Raw genomic sequence first — 15,149 nt, forward strand, 5'->3', positions numbered from 1 at the left:
GGCACGGCGGGTTCGGGCGCGGCGCCGAGGCGGGCAAGGGGGGAGGGGGCGGTGAAGGGGGGCGGGACCGGGATGGGCGAGGCGGGGAGGCCTGGCGTCGCGGCCGAGGGCAGGGTCGGCGCGCCCAGCGGCGGCTCCGGCTCCGGCAGCTGGCCAGGCGCGGTGGAAAGCGGGGCCTCCGTCTCACCCGGCTGCGGCTTGGCGCGGATGCGGCCGAGCCAGTCCTTCAGCGCCATGGTCAGGCGGCCTCGGCGAGAAGGCCGCCGGCTTCGGCGCCGGTGACGCGCAGGCGGCGCAGCGTGCCGGGCTCGGCCTGGCCGCTTGCCAGGCGGATGGGGGCGAAATGCGCGGTGTGGCCGCGATCCTCACGCTCGAACAGCACCGCTTCCTCCTCGCCAAGCCGCGCCGCGTAGAACCGGGCCGCGCCCGCCGCCCCCGCAGCGCGGAGGTGGGCGGCCCGCGCCTTCCGTACCGGCATGGGCAGGGCGGGCATGCGGGCGGCCGGGGTGCCGGGGCGTTCGGAATAGGGAAAGACGTGCAGGAAGGCGAGTTCCATCTGCGCGACGAGGTCGAGCATTTCAGCGAAATGCTCGTCGGTCTCGGTGGGGAAGCCGGCGATGAGATCGGCGCCGAGAGCGAGGCCGGGGCGCAGCGCCCGGGCGCGGCGGGCAAGCGCCAGAGCATCGGCCCGCAGGTGGCGGCGCTTCATGCGCTTCAGGATGAGGTCGGCGCCGTGCTGGAGCGAGAGGTGGAGATGCGGCATCAGCCGCGGCTCCTCGGCGATGAGGCGCCAGAGGTCGTCATCCATTCCCGCCGGGTCGAGGGAGGACAGGCGGAGGCGGGGGAGCTCGGGGACGAGGGCAAGCAGGCGGCGGACCATCTGGCCGAGGCGGGGCTGGCCGGGGAGGTCGGGGCCGTAGCTGGTGATGTCGACGCCGGTGAGGACGACTTCCTTGTAGCCATGGGCGACGAGGGCACGGACCTGCTCGACGATGGCACCGATGGGGACGGAGCGGGAGGGGCCTCGGCCGTAGGGAATGACGCAGAAGGTGCAGCGGTGGTCGCAGCCCTGCTGCACCTGGACAAAGGCGCGGGCGCGGCCAGCGAATTCCGTCACCAGATGGGCCGCCGTCTCGGTCGCGGCCATGATGTCCGTCACCGGCGCGGGCGGGGCATCGAGGGACCAGGCTTCAGGCTTCAGCTTGTCCGCATTGCCGATGACGCGGGTGACGCCGGGGAGGGTGGCCCACTTGTCGGGCGCGATCTGGGCGGCGCAGCCGGTGACGATGATGGGCGTGCCGGGGTTCTCGCGGGCGGCGCGACGAATGGCCTGGCGGGCCTGGCGCTCGGCCTCGGCGGTGACGGCGCAGGTGTTGACGATGATGCCTTGCTGGCCAGCCTTGCCGGCGAGGTCGCGCATCGCTTCCGACTCGTAGGTGTTGAGGCGGCAGCCGAAGGTGAGGAGTTCGAGGGTCACAGCGGGAGCGCGTCGAGGTCGATGGTGCCGGTGAAGGCGGTGGCGACGGGGCCGGTCATCAGCACATGGCCGTCGGTGCGCCATTCGATGTGGAGGTCGCCGCCGGGGAGGGTGACGGTGGCGGCCCGGCCGGTGAGGCCGCGGCGGGCGGCGTTCACCAGGGCGGCGCAGGCGCCGGAGCCGCAGGCGAGCGTCAGCCCGGCGCCGCGTTCCCAGACGGTGAGGCGGATATGCTCCGGGTTGATGACCTGGACGAAGCCGATATTGGCGCGGTCGGGGAAGAGCGGGTCGTGCTCCAACAGGGGGCCGAGGGTTGCGACCGGGACGGCATCGAGGTCGGGGACGAAGAGCGTCGCATGGGGGTTGCCCATGGAGCAGGCGGCGGCGTCCTCGAACGGCAAACGGAGGGTGTCCATCGCGCGGGCGAGGGGCACGTCCTGCCAGCCGAGGCGGGCGGGGCCCATATCGACGCGCCAGAGATCGCCGAGGCGTTCGGCCAGAAGGTCGCCGCTGATGGTCCGGATGGTGATGTGGTCGGCGGCGGTTTCCCCGGCGATCAGCGAGGCAATGCAGCGGGTGGCATTGCCGCAGGCGCCGGCCTCGGAGCCGTCCGGGTTGCGGATGCGCATGAAGACATCGGCGCCGTCGGTGCCGGGCTCCAGGACGATGACCTGGTCGCAGCCGATGCCCCACCGGCGGTCGGCGATGGCGGCGGCGCGTGCGGGCGTCACCGGCAACGGGTGGGCGCGGGCATCGAGTACGACGAAGTCGTTGCCGAGGCCGTGCATCTTGCGGAAGGGAACCATCACGGGGGAGATATGCCCCGTGAAGCCGTCGGTTCCAACCCTACCGTTTCAGGATGGAGCCCAGCACGCCGCGCAACACGGCCTGGCTGATCTGGCGGCCGACCGAGCTGCCGATGCTGCGGGCGGCGGATTTCGCCATGGATTCGGCGACGCCCTCGCGCTTGCCGCCGCGGCCGGTGAGGATGTCGCCGAGGATCTCGCCCATGCCGCCGCCCTGCTGCCGGGGCGGAATTTGCGGGATGCGGCTGTTGCGGGCGCGGGTGGGGGCCGGCAAGGGGGGCAGGGAGGTGGCGCCGCCCCAGGGGTTGCTGTCACGGGTCGGGGCAGGACCGCTGCGCCAGGGGCCGGCCGAGGCGGCGGCGGTGGCGCGGCCTTGCAGCCGCTCATAGGCGGAGTCCCGGTCGACCGCTTCGTCGTAGCGGCCGGCCAGCGGGCTCGCCCTCAGCACCGCGGCACGCTCCTCCGGGGTGATGGCGCCGATGCGGCCGCGGGGGGGCAGGATGCGGGCCTGCTCCACCGGGCTCGGCGTGCCGTCCTCCCGGAGGGTGGAGACCAGGGCCTCGCCGACGCCGAGATGGGTGATGGCGTCCTCGACGCGGAGCTTCGGGTTGGGGCGGAAGGTCTCGGCGGCGGCGCGGACGGCCTTCTGCTCGGCGGGGGTGAAGGCGCGGAGCGCGTGCTGCACGCGGTTGCCGAGCTGGCCGAGGACAGTGGCCGGCAGGTCGAGCGGGTTCTGCGTCACGAAGTAGATGCCCACCCCCTTGGAGCGGATCAGGCGGACGACGGTCTCCACCTTCTCGATGAGGGCCTTCGGGGCGTCGCGGAAGAGGAGGTGGGCCTCGTCGAAGAAGAAGACGAGCTTGGGCTTCGGCAGGTCGCCGGCCTCGGGCAGCTCCTCGAAGAGTTCGGAGAGCAGCCAGAGCAGGAAGGTTGCGTAGAGGCGGGGGGAGGCGATCAGCTTGTCGGCGGCGAGGACGTTGATGGCGCCGCGGCCGTCGGGGGTGAGGAGCATGAGGTCGGCGAGCGAGAGGGCGGGCTCGCCGAAGAACTGCTCGCCACCGGCCTGCTCCAGCATCAGCAGGCGGCGCTGGATGGTGCCGATCGTCGCCTTGCTGACATTGCCGTAGGTGGCGCCGAGCTCGCTGGCGCGCTCCGCCACATGTGTCAGGATGGCACGGAGGTCCTTGAAGTCGAGCAGCAGCAGGCCCTCGTCATCGGCCAGCTTGAAGGCGATGGTGAGCACGCCCTCCTGCGTCTCGTTCAGCTCCAGCATGCGGGCCAGCAGCAGGGGGCCCATCTCGGCGACGGTGGCGCGGAGGGGATGGCCCTGCTGGCCGAAGACGTCCCAGAGGATGGCGGGCGAGGGCTCGTAGGCGAAGTCGGCCTCGCCGAGGTCGTGGGCGCGCTGCTCCAGCTTCGGGTTGGGTCGGCCGGGCTGGGAGAGGCCGGCGAGGTCGCCCTTGATGTCGGCGCAGAAGACGGGGACGCCGGCGCGGGAGAAGCCTTCGGCGAGCGTCTGCAGGGTGACGGTCTTGCCAGTGCCCGTCGCGCCCGCGACCAGCCCGTGGCGGTTCGCGCGGGAGAGGAGGAGGGTGCAGGGGTGCTCGCCCCGGCCGATCAGGATGGTATCCGACATGGCGGGGTTATAGGGCAGGCGGGCGGCGCTTGCATCCGGGGCGTGGCGCCGCTATACGCCGCCCCTCTCCGCGCGACGGGCTTGGTGGGCATGCCCGGCCGCGGCTTCGTGCGCCCTCGGGCGCGCATCCCGACCGGACAAGGAGGTCCAAATGCCCAAGATGAAGACGAAGTCTTCTGTGAAGAAGCGCTTCAAGGTGACGGCCACGGGCAAGGTGCTCGCGGGCCCTGGCAAGAAGCGGCACATGCTCCGCAACCGCTCCTCCAAGGTGAAGCGGCAGAACACCGGGACCCAGGTGCTGCGGCACCAGGACGGTCTGACGGTGTTGCAATGGGCGCCCTATGGGCTGGTCCGGTAAGGGGGTCTGAGCCATGGCACGCGTCAAGCGGGGCGTCACTGCGCACGCCCGTCACAAGAAGGTCCTCAAGCTCGCCAAGGGCTATGTCGGCCGGTCGTCCACGAATTTCCGTCCCGCGCTGGAGCGGGTCGAGAAGGCGCTGCAATACGCCTATCGCGACCGCCGCAACAAGAAGCGCGACTTCCGCGGCCTGTGGATCCAGCGGATCAACGCCGCCGTCCGGGAGCATGGGCTGACCTATTCCCAGTTCATCGCCGGCATCAAGGCGGCGGGGATCGACCTGGACCGCAAGGTCATGGCGGCGATCGCCTTCGACGATCCGACGAGCTTCGCGGCGCTGGTCGAGAAGGCCCGCGCTGCGCGTCCGGCCCCGGCGGCGACGCCGGCGGTCTGATTTCCTTCCCCTCGCGGGGATAGAGTTGCGCAAGGGGCCGCTCCCGGCAGGGTGCGGCCTTTTGCCTGTCCGGGACCTGATGCATGAGCGATGACCTCGACGCCCTCCGGGGCGAGACCGCCTCGGCCCTCGCCGCCGCCGCCGACCTCCGCGCCTGGGATGCCGTGCGGGTCGGCACGCTCGGCAAGAGCGGGAGGCTGACCGGGCTGCTGAAGGGGCTCGGCGGGGTGCCGGCCGAGGACCGGCGCGAGCGCGGGGCAGCGCTCAACCGGCTGAAGGCGGAGCTGGAGGCGGCGATCGAGGCGCGGCGCACCGCGCTGGAGGCGGCGGCGCTGGAGGCAAGGCTGGCCTCCGAGCGGATGGATGTGAGCCTGCCGCCGCGGGCGCATGCGCCGGGCGGGGCCGAGCTGGGCGGCATCCATCCGATCAGCCGGACCATCGAGGAGCTGACGGCGATCTTCGGCGCCATGGGGTTCCGGGTTGCCGAGGGGCCGGATATCGAGAGCGACTGGCTGAATTTCTCGGCGCTCAACATCCCGGACCATCATCCGGCGCGGCAGGACCACGACACCTTCTACCTGCCGGCGGGGGCGGATGGGCGGCGGCCGGTGCTGCGGACGCATACCTCGCCGGTGCAGGCGCGGACCATGCTGGGCCAGGAGCCGCCGATCCGCGTCATCGTGCCGGGGCGGACCTGGCGGGCGGATCATGATGCGACGCACAGCCCGATGTTCCATCAGGTGGAGGGGCTGGTGATCGACCGGGGGATCACGCTCGGGCACCTGAAGGGCTGCCTGATCGATTTCCTGCGCGCCTTCTTCGGCATCGGCGATCTGCCGGTGCGGTTCCGGGCCTCCTACTTCCCCTTTACCGAGCCCTCGATGGAGGTGGATATCGGGTGGAACCGGAAGACCGGTGAACTCGGCAAGGGCGGCGACTGGCTGGAGATCCTGGGGAGCGGGATGGTGCATCCGCGGGTGCTGGCCAATTGTGGCATCGATGCGCGGGAGTGGCAGGGCTTCGCCTTCGGGATGGGGATCGAACGGATCACCATGCTGAAGCATGGCATGCCGGACCTCCGCCCCTTCTACGAGAGCGACCTGCGCTGGCTGCGGCACTACGCGGCTGACCCGCTCTCGCCCCCATCCCTCACAGAGGGCGTGTGAGATGAAGTTCACCCTGTCCTGGCTGCGCGCGCATCTCGAGACCGAGGCGCCGCTGGCCGATATCCTGGCGACGCTCAACACCATCGGGCTCGAGGTCGAGGGGGTGGAGGATCGCGGGGCGGCGCTCGCCTCCTTCCGCATCGCGCATGTCGTCGAGGCGGAGCAGCATCCGAATGCCGACCGGCTGCGGGCGCTGAAGGTGGATGCGGGGGACGGCAAGCTGCTCTCCGTCGTCTGCGGCGCGCCGAATGCGCGGGCGGGGATGAAGGGTGTGGTCGCGCTGCCGGGGGCCTTCATCCCGGGCACGGGGATCACCTTGAAGAAGGGCGAGATCCGGGGCGTCGCCTCGGAAGCGATGATGCTCTCGGCGCGGGAGATGGGGCTCGGGGACGACCATTCGGGGATCGTCGACCTGCCGGAGGATGCGCCGCTCGGTGGGAGCTATGTGCGCTGGGCCGGCATGGACGACCCGATCATCGAGATCAGCGTCACGCCGAACCGGGGGGATGCGCTTTCGGTCCATGGCGTGGCGCGGGACCTGGCGGCGGCGGGGCTTGGGCGGCTGAAGCCGCTGGTGCCGGCGCGCGTCGCGGCGGCCTACCCGGCGCCGCTGCGCTGGGAGATCGCCGATCCGCGCGCCTGCCAGTGGGTGCTGGGGCGAGGAATCCGGGGCCTGCGGAACGGGCCCTCGCCCAAGTGGCTGCAGGATTGGCTGGTGGCGATCGGGCAGCGGCCGATCAATGCGCTGGTCGATGTGACGAACCTCTTCACCTACGGGCTCGGGCGGCCGCTGCATGTCTTCGACGTGGCGAAGGTCCGCGGCGGGACGCTCACCTTGCGGATGGCGCGGGAGGGCGAGGAGCTCGCGGCGCTCAACGGCAAGAGCTATGCGCTGACGGCGGAGGATGGCGTCATCGCCGATGAGGCGGGGCCGGAATCGCTCGGCGGGATCATCGGCGGGGCGCATTCGGGCTGCGACGAGGGGACGACCGAGTGCTTCATCGAATGCGCGGTCTTCGACCCGGTGCGGATCGCGCTCTCCGGGCGGCGGCACGACATCCGCACGGATGCGCGGGCGCGGTTCGAGCGGGGCATCGACCAAGCGTTGCCGCCGGCGGCGCTAGACCTGGCGACGGCGCTGATGATTGAGCTCTGCGGCGGGGAGGCGAGCGAGGTCGCCCCGGCCGGGGCGGAGCCGGGCTGGCGGCGGAGCGCCTCGCTGCGCTTCGAGCGGCTGGCGGGGCTCGGCGGGGCGGAGGTCGCGCCGGATGAGGCGGTCGGCATCCTTGAGCGTTTGGGCTTCACCATCGAGGCGCGGGATGCGGAGCGGTTGACGGTCGCGGTGCCGTCCTGGCGCAACGATATCGCCGGGGCCGGTGGGCTGGATCAGGCGCCGGGGCTGGCACCGGAGCGCGCCCGCGCTGCGGCCGAGGGCTGCGCGGCGGTCGAGCCGGAGGCCGATCTCGTCGAGGAGGTGCTGCGCATCCGCGGGCTCGACCGGATCCCCCCGGTCTCGCTGCCGGTCGCGGGGATCGTGCCGCCGCCGGCGCTGAGCCCGAAGCAGGCGCGGGCGGTGCTGGCACGGCGGGTGCTGGCGGCGCGGGGGATGCTGGATTGCGTCGGCTTCGGCTTCCTCGAGGCGAAGGTCGCGGCGCTGTTCGGGGAAACGCCGGCGGCGCTGCGGCTGGAGAACCCGATCGCGGCCGATCTGGACCAGATGCGCCCGACGCCGGTCGCCAGCTTGCTGCAGGCGGCGGCACGAAACGCGGCGCGGGGCTACCCGGATGCGGCGCTGGCGGAGCTGGGTGCGGCCTATCGCGACCCCTCGCCCGAGGGGCAGTTGCAGGTGGCAGCCGGTGTGCGGACGGGGCATACACCGCGGCACTGGGCGGAGGCCACGCGCGCCGTCGATGCCATGGATGCCAAGGGCGATGCGCTGGCGGTGCTGGCGGCGCTTGGGGTGCCGATGGCGGCCGTCAGCGTGACCACCGATGCGCCGGGCTTCTATCATCCGGGGCGGAGCGGGGTGCTGCGGCAGGGGCCGAAGACGGTGCTCGCCACCTTCGGGGAGGTGCATCCGCGCGTGGCCGCGGCGCTCGACCTGACGGGGCCGGCCGTCGCCTTCGAGGTGTTCCTTGATGCGGTGCCCGAGCCCAAGCGGCGGAAGAAGGGCGCGCCCGACCTGCCGGCCTTCCAGCCGGTGCGGCGGGACTTCGCCTTCCTCGTCGATGCCGGGGTTTCGGCCGAGGCGGTGCTGCGGGCGGCGCGGGGGGCGGACAAGGCGCTCATCGCCGAGGTGGTGCTTTTCGACCGCTATGCCGGGGAGAAGCTGCCGGAGGGGAAGGTGAGCCTCGCCATCCAGGCCGTGCTGCAGCCGCGCGAGGCGACGCTGACCGATGCCGGGATCGAGGCGGCGGCGGCAAAGATCGTGGCGGCGGTGGGCAAGGCGACGGGGGCGGTGCTCCGCGGCTGAACCCGGGGCCGGCCAATCCAGTGCTTTGACTTGGCCGGCTCCTGCCTTATCTGCAACTCCAAGAGGCCGGGCATCCGTGACCCAGCCGCCGGAATCCCATGCCCGACACTCCGCTCGCCCGCATCCGCAACTTCTCCATCATCGCCCATATCGACCACGGGAAATCGACGCTCGCCGACCGGCTGATCCAGTCGACCGGCACCGTGACCGCGCGGGAGATGAAGGAACAGCTTCTCGACAACATGGAGCTGGAACGGGAGCGGGGCATCACCATCAAGGCGCAGACGGTGCGGCTGGCCTATCAGGCGAAGGATGGGGAAACCTACATCCTCAACCTGATGGACACACCCGGTCATGTCGACTTCGCCTATGAGGTGAGCCGGAGCCTCGCCGCCTGCGAGGGCTCGCTGCTGGTGGTCGATGCCTCGCAGGGGGTGGAGGCGCAGACGCTCGCCAATGTCTACCAGGCGATCGACGCCAACCACGAGATCGTGCCGGTGCTGAACAAGATCGACCTGCCGGCGGCCGAGCCGGAGCGGGTGAAGCAGCAGATCGAGGACGTGATCGGCATCGACGCCTCGGACGCGGTCGAGATCAGCGCCAAGACGGGCCTCAACATCGAGGGCGTGCTGGAGGCGATCGTCACCCGCCTGCCGCCGCCCACCGGCGATGCCTCGAAGACGCTGACCGCGCTGCTGGTCGACAGCTGGTACGACGCCTATCTCGGCGTGGTCGTGCTGGTGCGGGTGAGGGACGGGCACCTGCGGAAGGGCCAGCGCATCCGCATGATGTCGAACGGCGCGGTTCACACGGTGGAGCAGGTCGGCGTCTTCACGCCGAAGATGGTGGCGGCCGACAGCCTCGGGCCCGGCGAGATGGGCTACGTGACGGCGGCCATCAAGACGGTGGCCGACACCAATGTCGGCGATACCATCACCGATGACCGCAATCCGGCCGAGGAAGCGCTGCCCGGCTTCAAGCCGAGCATCCCGGTGGTGTGGTGCGGGCTCTACCCGGTGGATGCCGACGACTTCGAGAAGCTGCGCGAGAGCGTCGGCAAGCTGCGGCTGAACGACAGCAGCTTCCACTACGAGATGGAGACCAGCGCCGCGCTGGGCTTGGGCTATCGCTGCGGCTTCCTCGGCCTGCTGCATCTGGAGATCGTGCAGGAGCGGCTGTCGCGCGAGTTCGACCTCGACCTGATCGCGACCGCACCCTCCGTCGTCTACAAGCTTCGCCGGACGAACGGTGTGACGGAGGACCTGCACAATCCGGCCGACATGCCGGACCCCTCGCTCATCGAGGAGATCGAGGAGCCGTGGATCAAGGCGACCATCATGGTGCCGGACGAGTATCTCGGCCCCGTGCTGACGCTCTGCAACGAGCGCCGCGGCCGGCAGGTGGAGCTGACCTATGTCGGCACCCGCGCCATGGCGGTCTACCGGCTGCCGCTGAACGAGGTGGTCTTCGACTTCTATGACCGGCTCAAGTCGCTCAGCCGCGGCTATGCCAGCTTCGACTACCAGGTCGACGGCTACGAGGCGGGCGACCTGGTGAAGATCTCCATCTTGGTGAATGCCGAGCCGGTTGATGCGCTGTCCTTCATGGCGCATCGCAGCCAGGCCGACCGGCGCGGCCGGCAGATCTGCGAGCGGCTGAAGGAGCTGATCCCGCGCCAGCTCTTCAAGATCCCGATCCAGGCGGCGATCGGCGGTCGGGTGATCGCGCGCGAGACCATCTCGGCGATGTCGAAGGACGTGACGGCCAAGTGCTACGGCGGCGACATCAGCCGCAAGCGGAAGCTCCTCGACAAGCAGAAGGAGGGCAAGAAGCGCATGCGGCAATTCGGCAAGGTCGAGATTCCGCAGAGCGCCTTCATCGCCGCGCTGAAAATGGATGCCTGAACGGCGGTTCGCCGGTCGGACGGAACGCGAGACGGTTCCCTGAGTTGATGGACCTGAAGCCGGTTTCATGATCGTGGCTTGCATGATGAAGCCCTGTTCATCTAAGCGGCAAAATGAAACGACATCGTACTGGGAGATCTTGATGAACCGCCTCGCCCGTCGCGCCCTGCTGGCGCTCTCGATGCTTGCCGCTGGTCCCGCCGTGGCGCAGCAATTCCCCAGCCGCACCCTCACCATCATCGTCCCCTTCGCCGCCGGCGGGCCGACGGACACCGTCTCCCGCCTTGTCGCCGAGACGATGGGGCGCGAACTTGGCCAGACGGTGGTGGTGGAGAATGCCGGCGGGGCGGGCGGCACCATCGGTTCGCAGCGCGTGGCCCAGGCGCGACCGGATGGCTATACGCTGCTGCTTCATCACATCGGCATGGCGACGACGCCTTCGCTCTACCGGCGGCTCGGCTATGACCCGGTGGGCGCCTTTGAGCCGGTCGGCCTCGTTACCGAGGTGCCGATGACGCTGGTCGCCAAGAAGGATTTCCCGGCGACGACGCTGCAGGAAGCGATCACGGTGATCCGGCGGGATCGGGAGAACCTGAACTACGCCAATGCCGGGATCGGGGCGGCGAGCCATCTCTGCGGGCTGCTGCTGATGAAGGCGGTCGATGCGCCGATGACGACGGTGCCCTTCCGCGGCACCGGGCCGGCGATGCAGGAGATCCTGGCAGGCCGCATCGACCTCATGTGCGACCAGACGACCAACACCACCGAGCAGATCAATGCCGGTGCGCTGCGCGTCTTCTCGGTCACCACCGAGAGCCGCATCCCGGCGCTGCCGAATGTGCCGACCTCGGCCGAGGCGGGGCTGCCGGCCTTCCAGGTGAGCGTGTGGCACGGGCTCTATGCGCCGAAGGGCACGCCGGCGCCCGTGGTGCAGCGGCTGTCGCAGGCGCTGCAGGTGGCGCTGCGCGACGAGAAGCTGGTGGCGCGCTTCGCCGAGCTCGGCACCACGCCGGTCGCGCAGGAGCGGGCGACGCCGGAGGCGCACCGGGCCTTCTGGCAGGCGGATATCGCCAAGTGGCGGCCGATCATCCAGGCGGCGGGGCAGTACGCGGACTAACGTTCGTCCCGAAGGAAGGCCTGCATCCGGGGCAGCATGAAGTCCAGAAAGACGCGGACCCGCTGAGGCAGCAGCGGGCCGCCGAGGTGGAGGGCGTGAAGCTCCTCCTCGTCGCCGGCATCGGGGAAGAGCTCGACCAGCCGGCCCGCCGCCAGATCCTCGCGGACATGGAAATCGGCGAGGCGGGCGAGGCCGACGCCGGCGACCGCGAGGCGACGAACCGTCTCGCCATTGTTGGCGAGCACGGTGCCGGTCACCAGCCTGTCCTGGATGCGGCCGCCCTCGCGAATCGGCCAGACCGGGGCGCTGCGGCGGAAGTTGAAGGCGAGACAGTTGTGCGCGCCCAACTCGGCGAGGCTCCGCGGTGTGCCGTGGCGGGCGAGATAAGCGGGCGAGGCGACGATCTTCCGCCGCGCCACGCCGATGCGGCGGGCGACCAGGCTTGAATCGGGCAGCGGCCCGATGCGGATGGCGACATCGGTGCGGTCGAGGTAGAGGTCGACGATTTCGTCCGACAGCGAGAGGTCGACGACGATCCGCGGATAGGCTTGCCAGAAGGCGGGCAGCAGCGGCTCGAGGGCGAGGGTGCCGAAGGTGACGGAGGCATTCACCCGAATCGTGCCTTCAGGCTGCCCGGCACCCTGCGCCAGTTCCCGCTCGAAGGCGTCGAGGTCGGCAAGCAACGCTCCGCCCCGCTCGTGCAGCAGGCGCCCTTCCTCGGTGAGCAGGAGGTGGCGGGTGGAGCGCTCGACCACCTTCACGCCGAGCCGAGCCTCCATCCGGGCGATCAGCTTGCTGACGGTGGAGGGCGTCATCAGCAGCTGGCGGGCGGCTTCGGAGAAGCTGCCGGTCTCCACCACGCGCAGGAAGACCTGCAGCTCGCCAATCCGGTTGTCCATATGGCCATGCCTATGCGTTGAGGTGCCGATGATGCGGCATTTGTGAAACGCATTCACGGCTGATGGGATTGCGGGGTGGGTTATCCTGGCTGCTGCACTGCACCATCCTTCAAGCAACGCTGAAGGAGCCTCCCCCATGCCCGTACTCGATGCCGGCGCCGCGCCGCCGGACAGGATTCCGCGCGCCTCGACCTGGCCGCTGCTGGCGCTCGCCGTCGGTGCCTTCGGCATCGGCACCACGGAGTTCGCCCCGATGGGGCTGCTGCCCACCATCGCCACCGGCGTCGGCGTCTCCATCCCGACGGCGGGACTGCTGGTCAGCGCCTATGCAGTGGGCGTGATGCTCGGCGCGCCGGCGATGACGCTGGCACTCGGCCGGCTGCGGCGGCGCAATGCGCTGATGCTGCTGATGGGCATCTTCACCATCGGCAACCTGCTTTCAGCCATCGCGCCGGATTACTGGACGCTGCTGGCAGCGCGCGTCGTCACCAGCATGAACCATGGCGCCTTCTTCGGCCTCGGCGCGACCGTCGCGGCGAGCGTGGTACCGAAGGAGCGGCAGGCGAGCGCCGTCGCCACGATGTTCATGGGGCTGACCATCGCCAATGTCGGCGGCGTGCCGGCGGCGGCCTGGCTCGGCCAGGCGATCGGCTGGCGCATGTCCTTCGCGGCGACGGCGGGGCTTGGCATCCTGGCGATGGGCGCGCTGTTCCTCGCCCTGCCGCGCGGCGATGCGGGGCGGATGCCGGATGTCCGGCGGGAGCTCGCCGTGCTGCTGCGGCCGGCGGTGCTGCTGGCGATGGCGACGACGGTGATGGGGTCGGCGGCGATGTTCACCCTCTACACCTATGTCGCGCCGGCCCTGACTACGCTGACCGGGGCGTCGGCGGGCTTCGTGACGCTCGCGCTGGTGCTGATCGGCATCGGCTTCACCATCGGCAACGGGCTCGGCGGCCGGCTGGCGGATTGGTCGCTGGATGGGGCGACGAAGATCTTCCTCGGCGCGCTGGCGGCGGTGATGGCGCTGCTGCCGCTGCTGCTCACCAGCCATGTCGGCGCGGCGGTTGGGCTGCTGCTTTGGGGCGTCGCCACCTTCGCCATCGTGCCGCCGGTGCAGATGCGGGTGATGCAGGCGGCGGCCGATGCGCCGGGCCTCGCCTCCTCCGTCAATATCGGCGCCTTCAACCTCGGCAACGCGCTGGGGGCCGCCGTCGGGGGTGGGGTGATCTCGCTCGGCTTCGGCTATGGGACGGTGGCGATCGCCGGGGCGGCGCTGGCGCTGGCGGGGCTGCTGCTGGTGGTGGTGGCCTCCGGTCAGCGAAAAGCGGTGGCGGTGGCCTAGGCGGGCCGGGCGCGGGCCAGCAGGCGCCGCGCCCGCTCCACCACTGGCTCGTCGATCATCGCGCCCTCGAAGGTGACGGCGCCGATGCCGCGGGCGACGCTGGTCTCGAAGGCCTTGACCATGCGGCGGGCGCGGTCAATCGCCTCGGCGCTGTCGCCGTATTCCTCGTTGATCATCGGCACCTGCGAGGGATGGACGCAGCTGGCGCAGGCGAAGCCGAGCTTGCGGGAGCGGCGGAGCATCGCACGGTAGCCCTCCGGGTCGGAGAGGCCGGCGACGGTGCCGATGAAGCCGAGCGGCAGGATGCCGGCGGCGCGGGCGGCGAGCAGCGTCATCATCTTCGGCAGATAGAGCGCGTCGGGCGAGGGCTCGGCGCCGAGGTCGGTCGCCAGGTCCTCGCCGCCGGCGCCCAGCGCGACCAGGCGCGGGTCGGCGCGGGCGATGGCCTCGAGCGAGGAGAGGGCGTCGGCGGTCTCGACCAGGCCGATGCAGCGGGTGCGGCCGACCGGCACGCCATGCGCGGCCTCGCTCTCGGCGATCAGCTCGGAAAGCAGGCGGAGGTGGTCGGGGCCCATCAGCTTGGTCAGCACCAGTGCATCGGCGCCGGCGGCGATGGCGGCGTCGATGTCGAGGGTCGCCATGCGGAGGGGGCGGTTGATGCGGACGCAGGCGGCGGCGCCGCCCTGCGTTACCTGCGGGATGGCGGCGGCGAGCGCGGCGCGTGCGGCGGGCTTCTCGGCGGGAGCCACGGCATCCTCGAGGTCGAGGATGATGGCGTCCGCGCCACGGGTATGGGCCTTCGCCACGAAGCTCTCGCGCGTCGTGGGAACGTAGAGCAGAGACCGCCAGGCGGGGAGGGTGCGCATGGAGCGATGCTCCGCCCCTCGCGCCGGCCGGTCAATGCCGGTATGGAAGGGCCATGCCGCGCGCCGCCGGAAGCCTCGCCGACCAGGCTTATGACCGTTTCCGCGAGGGGCTGCGGAATGGCGGCCTCCGCCCCGGGCAGCGCGTGCTGGAGTTGGAGCTGGCCGAGCGGCTGGGGATGAGCCGGACGCCGGTGCGCGAGGCCATCCGCCGGATGCAGGCCGAGGGGCTGATCGCGCATGGGCCGGGCGGCGGGCTCTGCGTCGCGCAATACGACCATGCCGAGGTGGCCGAGCTCTACGGCATGCGCGAGGCGCTGGAGGGTACGGCCGCGCGGCTCGCGGCGCGGCAGGCGGGGCGGCCGGACATCCTGCTGCTGCAGGCGCTTGTGACGGCGGAAGCAGCGCTGCCGGCGGAGGCCATCGCCGAGCACAACCGGCGCTTCCACCGGGCGCTGCACCAGGCGGCGCATAACCGCTACCTGCTGCGGGCGCTGGCGCCGATCGGCGATGCGTTGCTGCTGCTCGGGCCGACGACGCTCGCGCATCCCGGGCGGGCGGCGGCGGCGCGGGAGGAGCATGCGCGGATCGTGGCCGCCATCGCGGCGGGGGATGCCGAAGCGGCGGAGGCGGCGGCGAGGTCGCATATCGCGGCGGCGCATGCGGCGCGGTTGGCGATGGCGGCCGAGGAGCCGGCCTGACGAAAGGGGCTAC

Annotated in this window: 13 protein-coding genes; 8 read left to right on the forward strand and 5 right to left on the reverse strand. The window is 71.2% G+C overall.

The window, feature by feature from the left end:
* Positions 1-238 precede the first annotated feature (238 nt).
* The 3 genes from mtaB to JMJ56_RS03495 are packed head-to-tail and all read right to left on the reverse strand — an operon-like array spanning position 239 to position 3,919.
* Positions 239-1,477 (reverse strand): tRNA (N(6)-L-threonylcarbamoyladenosine(37)-C(2))-methylthiotransferase MtaB, encoded by a 1,239-nt coding sequence (gene mtaB, locus JMJ56_RS03485; protein WP_328702257.1) that lies wholly within the window; start codon positions 1,475-1,477, stop codon positions 239-241.
* Positions 1,474-2,286: a diaminopimelate epimerase gene (dapF, locus tag JMJ56_RS03490; RefSeq protein WP_456318776.1), complete on the reverse strand. Its 813-nt coding sequence runs from the start codon at positions 2,284-2,286 to the stop codon at positions 1,474-1,476. Before dapF ends, mtaB begins: the two co-directional genes overlap by 4 nt.
* A 37-nt stretch (positions 2,287-2,323) precedes the next feature.
* Positions 2,324-3,919: a helicase HerA-like domain-containing protein gene (locus JMJ56_RS03495; protein ID WP_202830194.1), complete on the reverse strand. Its 1,596-nt coding sequence runs from the start codon at positions 3,917-3,919 to the stop codon at positions 2,324-2,326.
* Positions 3,920-4,070: 151 nt separating this feature from the next.
* On the opposite strand from JMJ56_RS03495, the gene rpmI reads away from it, so the two are divergent.
* From rpmI to JMJ56_RS03525, 6 genes are all read left to right on the forward strand, one after another.
* On the forward strand, positions 4,071-4,277 hold the full coding sequence (gene rpmI / locus JMJ56_RS03500) for a 50S ribosomal protein L35 (protein ID WP_043363447.1): 207 nt from the start codon (positions 4,071-4,073) through the stop codon (positions 4,275-4,277).
* A 13-nt stretch (positions 4,278-4,290) separates the two neighbouring features.
* On the forward strand, positions 4,291-4,671 hold the full coding sequence (gene rplT, locus JMJ56_RS03505; RefSeq protein WP_202830195.1) for a 50S ribosomal protein L20: 381 nt from the start codon (positions 4,291-4,293) through the stop codon (positions 4,669-4,671).
* 83 nt (positions 4,672-4,754) lie between these two features.
* Complete coding sequence (gene pheS, locus JMJ56_RS03510) at positions 4,755-5,837, forward strand: phenylalanine--tRNA ligase subunit alpha (RefSeq protein ID WP_202830196.1); 1,083 nt, start codon at positions 4,755-4,757, stop codon at positions 5,835-5,837.
* A 1-nt stretch (position 5,838) separates the two neighbouring features.
* On the forward strand, positions 5,839-8,310 hold the full coding sequence (gene pheT, locus JMJ56_RS03515) for a phenylalanine--tRNA ligase subunit beta (protein ID WP_202830197.1): 2,472 nt from the start codon (positions 5,839-5,841) through the stop codon (positions 8,308-8,310).
* A gap of 98 nt (positions 8,311-8,408) precedes the next feature.
* Positions 8,409-10,214, forward strand: a complete 1,806-nt coding sequence (gene lepA / locus JMJ56_RS03520) for a translation elongation factor 4 (protein ID WP_202830198.1) — start codon at positions 8,409-8,411, stop codon at positions 10,212-10,214.
* A gap of 142 nt (positions 10,215-10,356) precedes the next feature.
* Positions 10,357-11,331, forward strand: coding sequence for a tripartite tricarboxylate transporter substrate-binding protein (locus JMJ56_RS03525; protein ID WP_202830199.1), 975 nt, complete (start codon positions 10,357-10,359; stop codon positions 11,329-11,331).
* Here the strand turns inward: JMJ56_RS03525 and JMJ56_RS03530 are convergent.
* Positions 11,328-12,230: a LysR family transcriptional regulator gene (locus tag JMJ56_RS03530; protein WP_202830200.1), complete on the reverse strand. Its 903-nt coding sequence runs from the start codon at positions 12,228-12,230 to the stop codon at positions 11,328-11,330. The genes JMJ56_RS03525 and JMJ56_RS03530 overlap by 4 nt on opposite strands.
* Positions 12,231-12,366: 136 nt before the next feature.
* Between JMJ56_RS03530 and JMJ56_RS03535 the strand changes: the two genes are divergently transcribed.
* Entirely contained in the window at positions 12,367-13,572 is a 1,206-nt protein-coding gene (locus JMJ56_RS03535) for an MFS transporter (RefSeq protein WP_202830201.1), read from the forward strand.
* Here the strand turns inward: JMJ56_RS03535 and JMJ56_RS03540 are convergent.
* Positions 13,569-14,438: an HpcH/HpaI aldolase/citrate lyase family protein gene (locus JMJ56_RS03540; RefSeq protein WP_202830202.1), complete on the reverse strand. Its 870-nt coding sequence runs from the start codon at positions 14,436-14,438 to the stop codon at positions 13,569-13,571. The genes JMJ56_RS03535 and JMJ56_RS03540 overlap by 4 nt on opposite strands.
* A 53-nt stretch (positions 14,439-14,491) precedes the next feature.
* Between JMJ56_RS03540 and JMJ56_RS03545 the strand changes: the two genes are divergently transcribed.
* The gene (locus JMJ56_RS03545) at positions 14,492-15,136 is read left to right on the forward strand and encodes a GntR family transcriptional regulator (RefSeq protein WP_202830203.1); all 645 of its coding nucleotides are present in this window, start codon (positions 14,492-14,494) and stop codon (positions 15,134-15,136) included.
* Positions 15,137-15,149: the final 13 nt, after the last annotated feature.

This window comes from Belnapia arida (assembly GCF_016773205.1).
GTDB lineage: Bacteria > Pseudomonadota > Alphaproteobacteria > Acetobacterales > Acetobacteraceae > Belnapia > Belnapia arida.

What these genes read in the sequence shown, in the direction of transcription:
- JMJ56_RS03495 (WP_202830194.1), bottom strand. Translation starts at nt 3,919, where the DNA reads ATGTCGGATACCATCCTGATCGGCCGGGGCGAGCACCCCTGCACCCTC.
- rpmI (WP_043363447.1), top strand. Translation starts at nt 4,071, where the DNA reads ATGCCCAAGATGAAGACGAAGTCTTCTGTGAAGAAGCGCTTCAAGGTG.
- rplT (WP_202830195.1), top strand. Translation starts at nt 4,291, where the DNA reads ATGGCACGCGTCAAGCGGGGCGTCACTGCGCACGCCCGTCACAAGAAG.
- pheS (WP_202830196.1), top strand. Translation starts at nt 4,755, where the DNA reads ATGAGCGATGACCTCGACGCCCTCCGGGGCGAGACCGCCTCGGCCCTC.
- pheT (WP_202830197.1), top strand. Translation starts at nt 5,839, where the DNA reads ATGAAGTTCACCCTGTCCTGGCTGCGCGCGCATCTCGAGACCGAGGCG.
- lepA (WP_202830198.1), top strand. Translation starts at nt 8,409, where the DNA reads ATGCCCGACACTCCGCTCGCCCGCATCCGCAACTTCTCCATCATCGCC.
- JMJ56_RS03525 (WP_202830199.1), top strand. Translation starts at nt 10,357, where the DNA reads ATGAACCGCCTCGCCCGTCGCGCCCTGCTGGCGCTCTCGATGCTTGCC.
- JMJ56_RS03530 (WP_202830200.1), bottom strand. Translation starts at nt 12,230, where the DNA reads ATGGACAACCGGATTGGCGAGCTGCAGGTCTTCCTGCGCGTGGTGGAG.
- JMJ56_RS03535 (WP_202830201.1), top strand. Translation starts at nt 12,367, where the DNA reads ATGCCCGTACTCGATGCCGGCGCCGCGCCGCCGGACAGGATTCCGCGC.
- JMJ56_RS03540 (WP_202830202.1), bottom strand. Translation starts at nt 14,438, where the DNA reads ATGCGCACCCTCCCCGCCTGGCGGTCTCTGCTCTACGTTCCCACGACG.
- JMJ56_RS03545 (WP_202830203.1), top strand. Translation starts at nt 14,492, where the DNA reads ATGCCGCGCGCCGCCGGAAGCCTCGCCGACCAGGCTTATGACCGTTTC.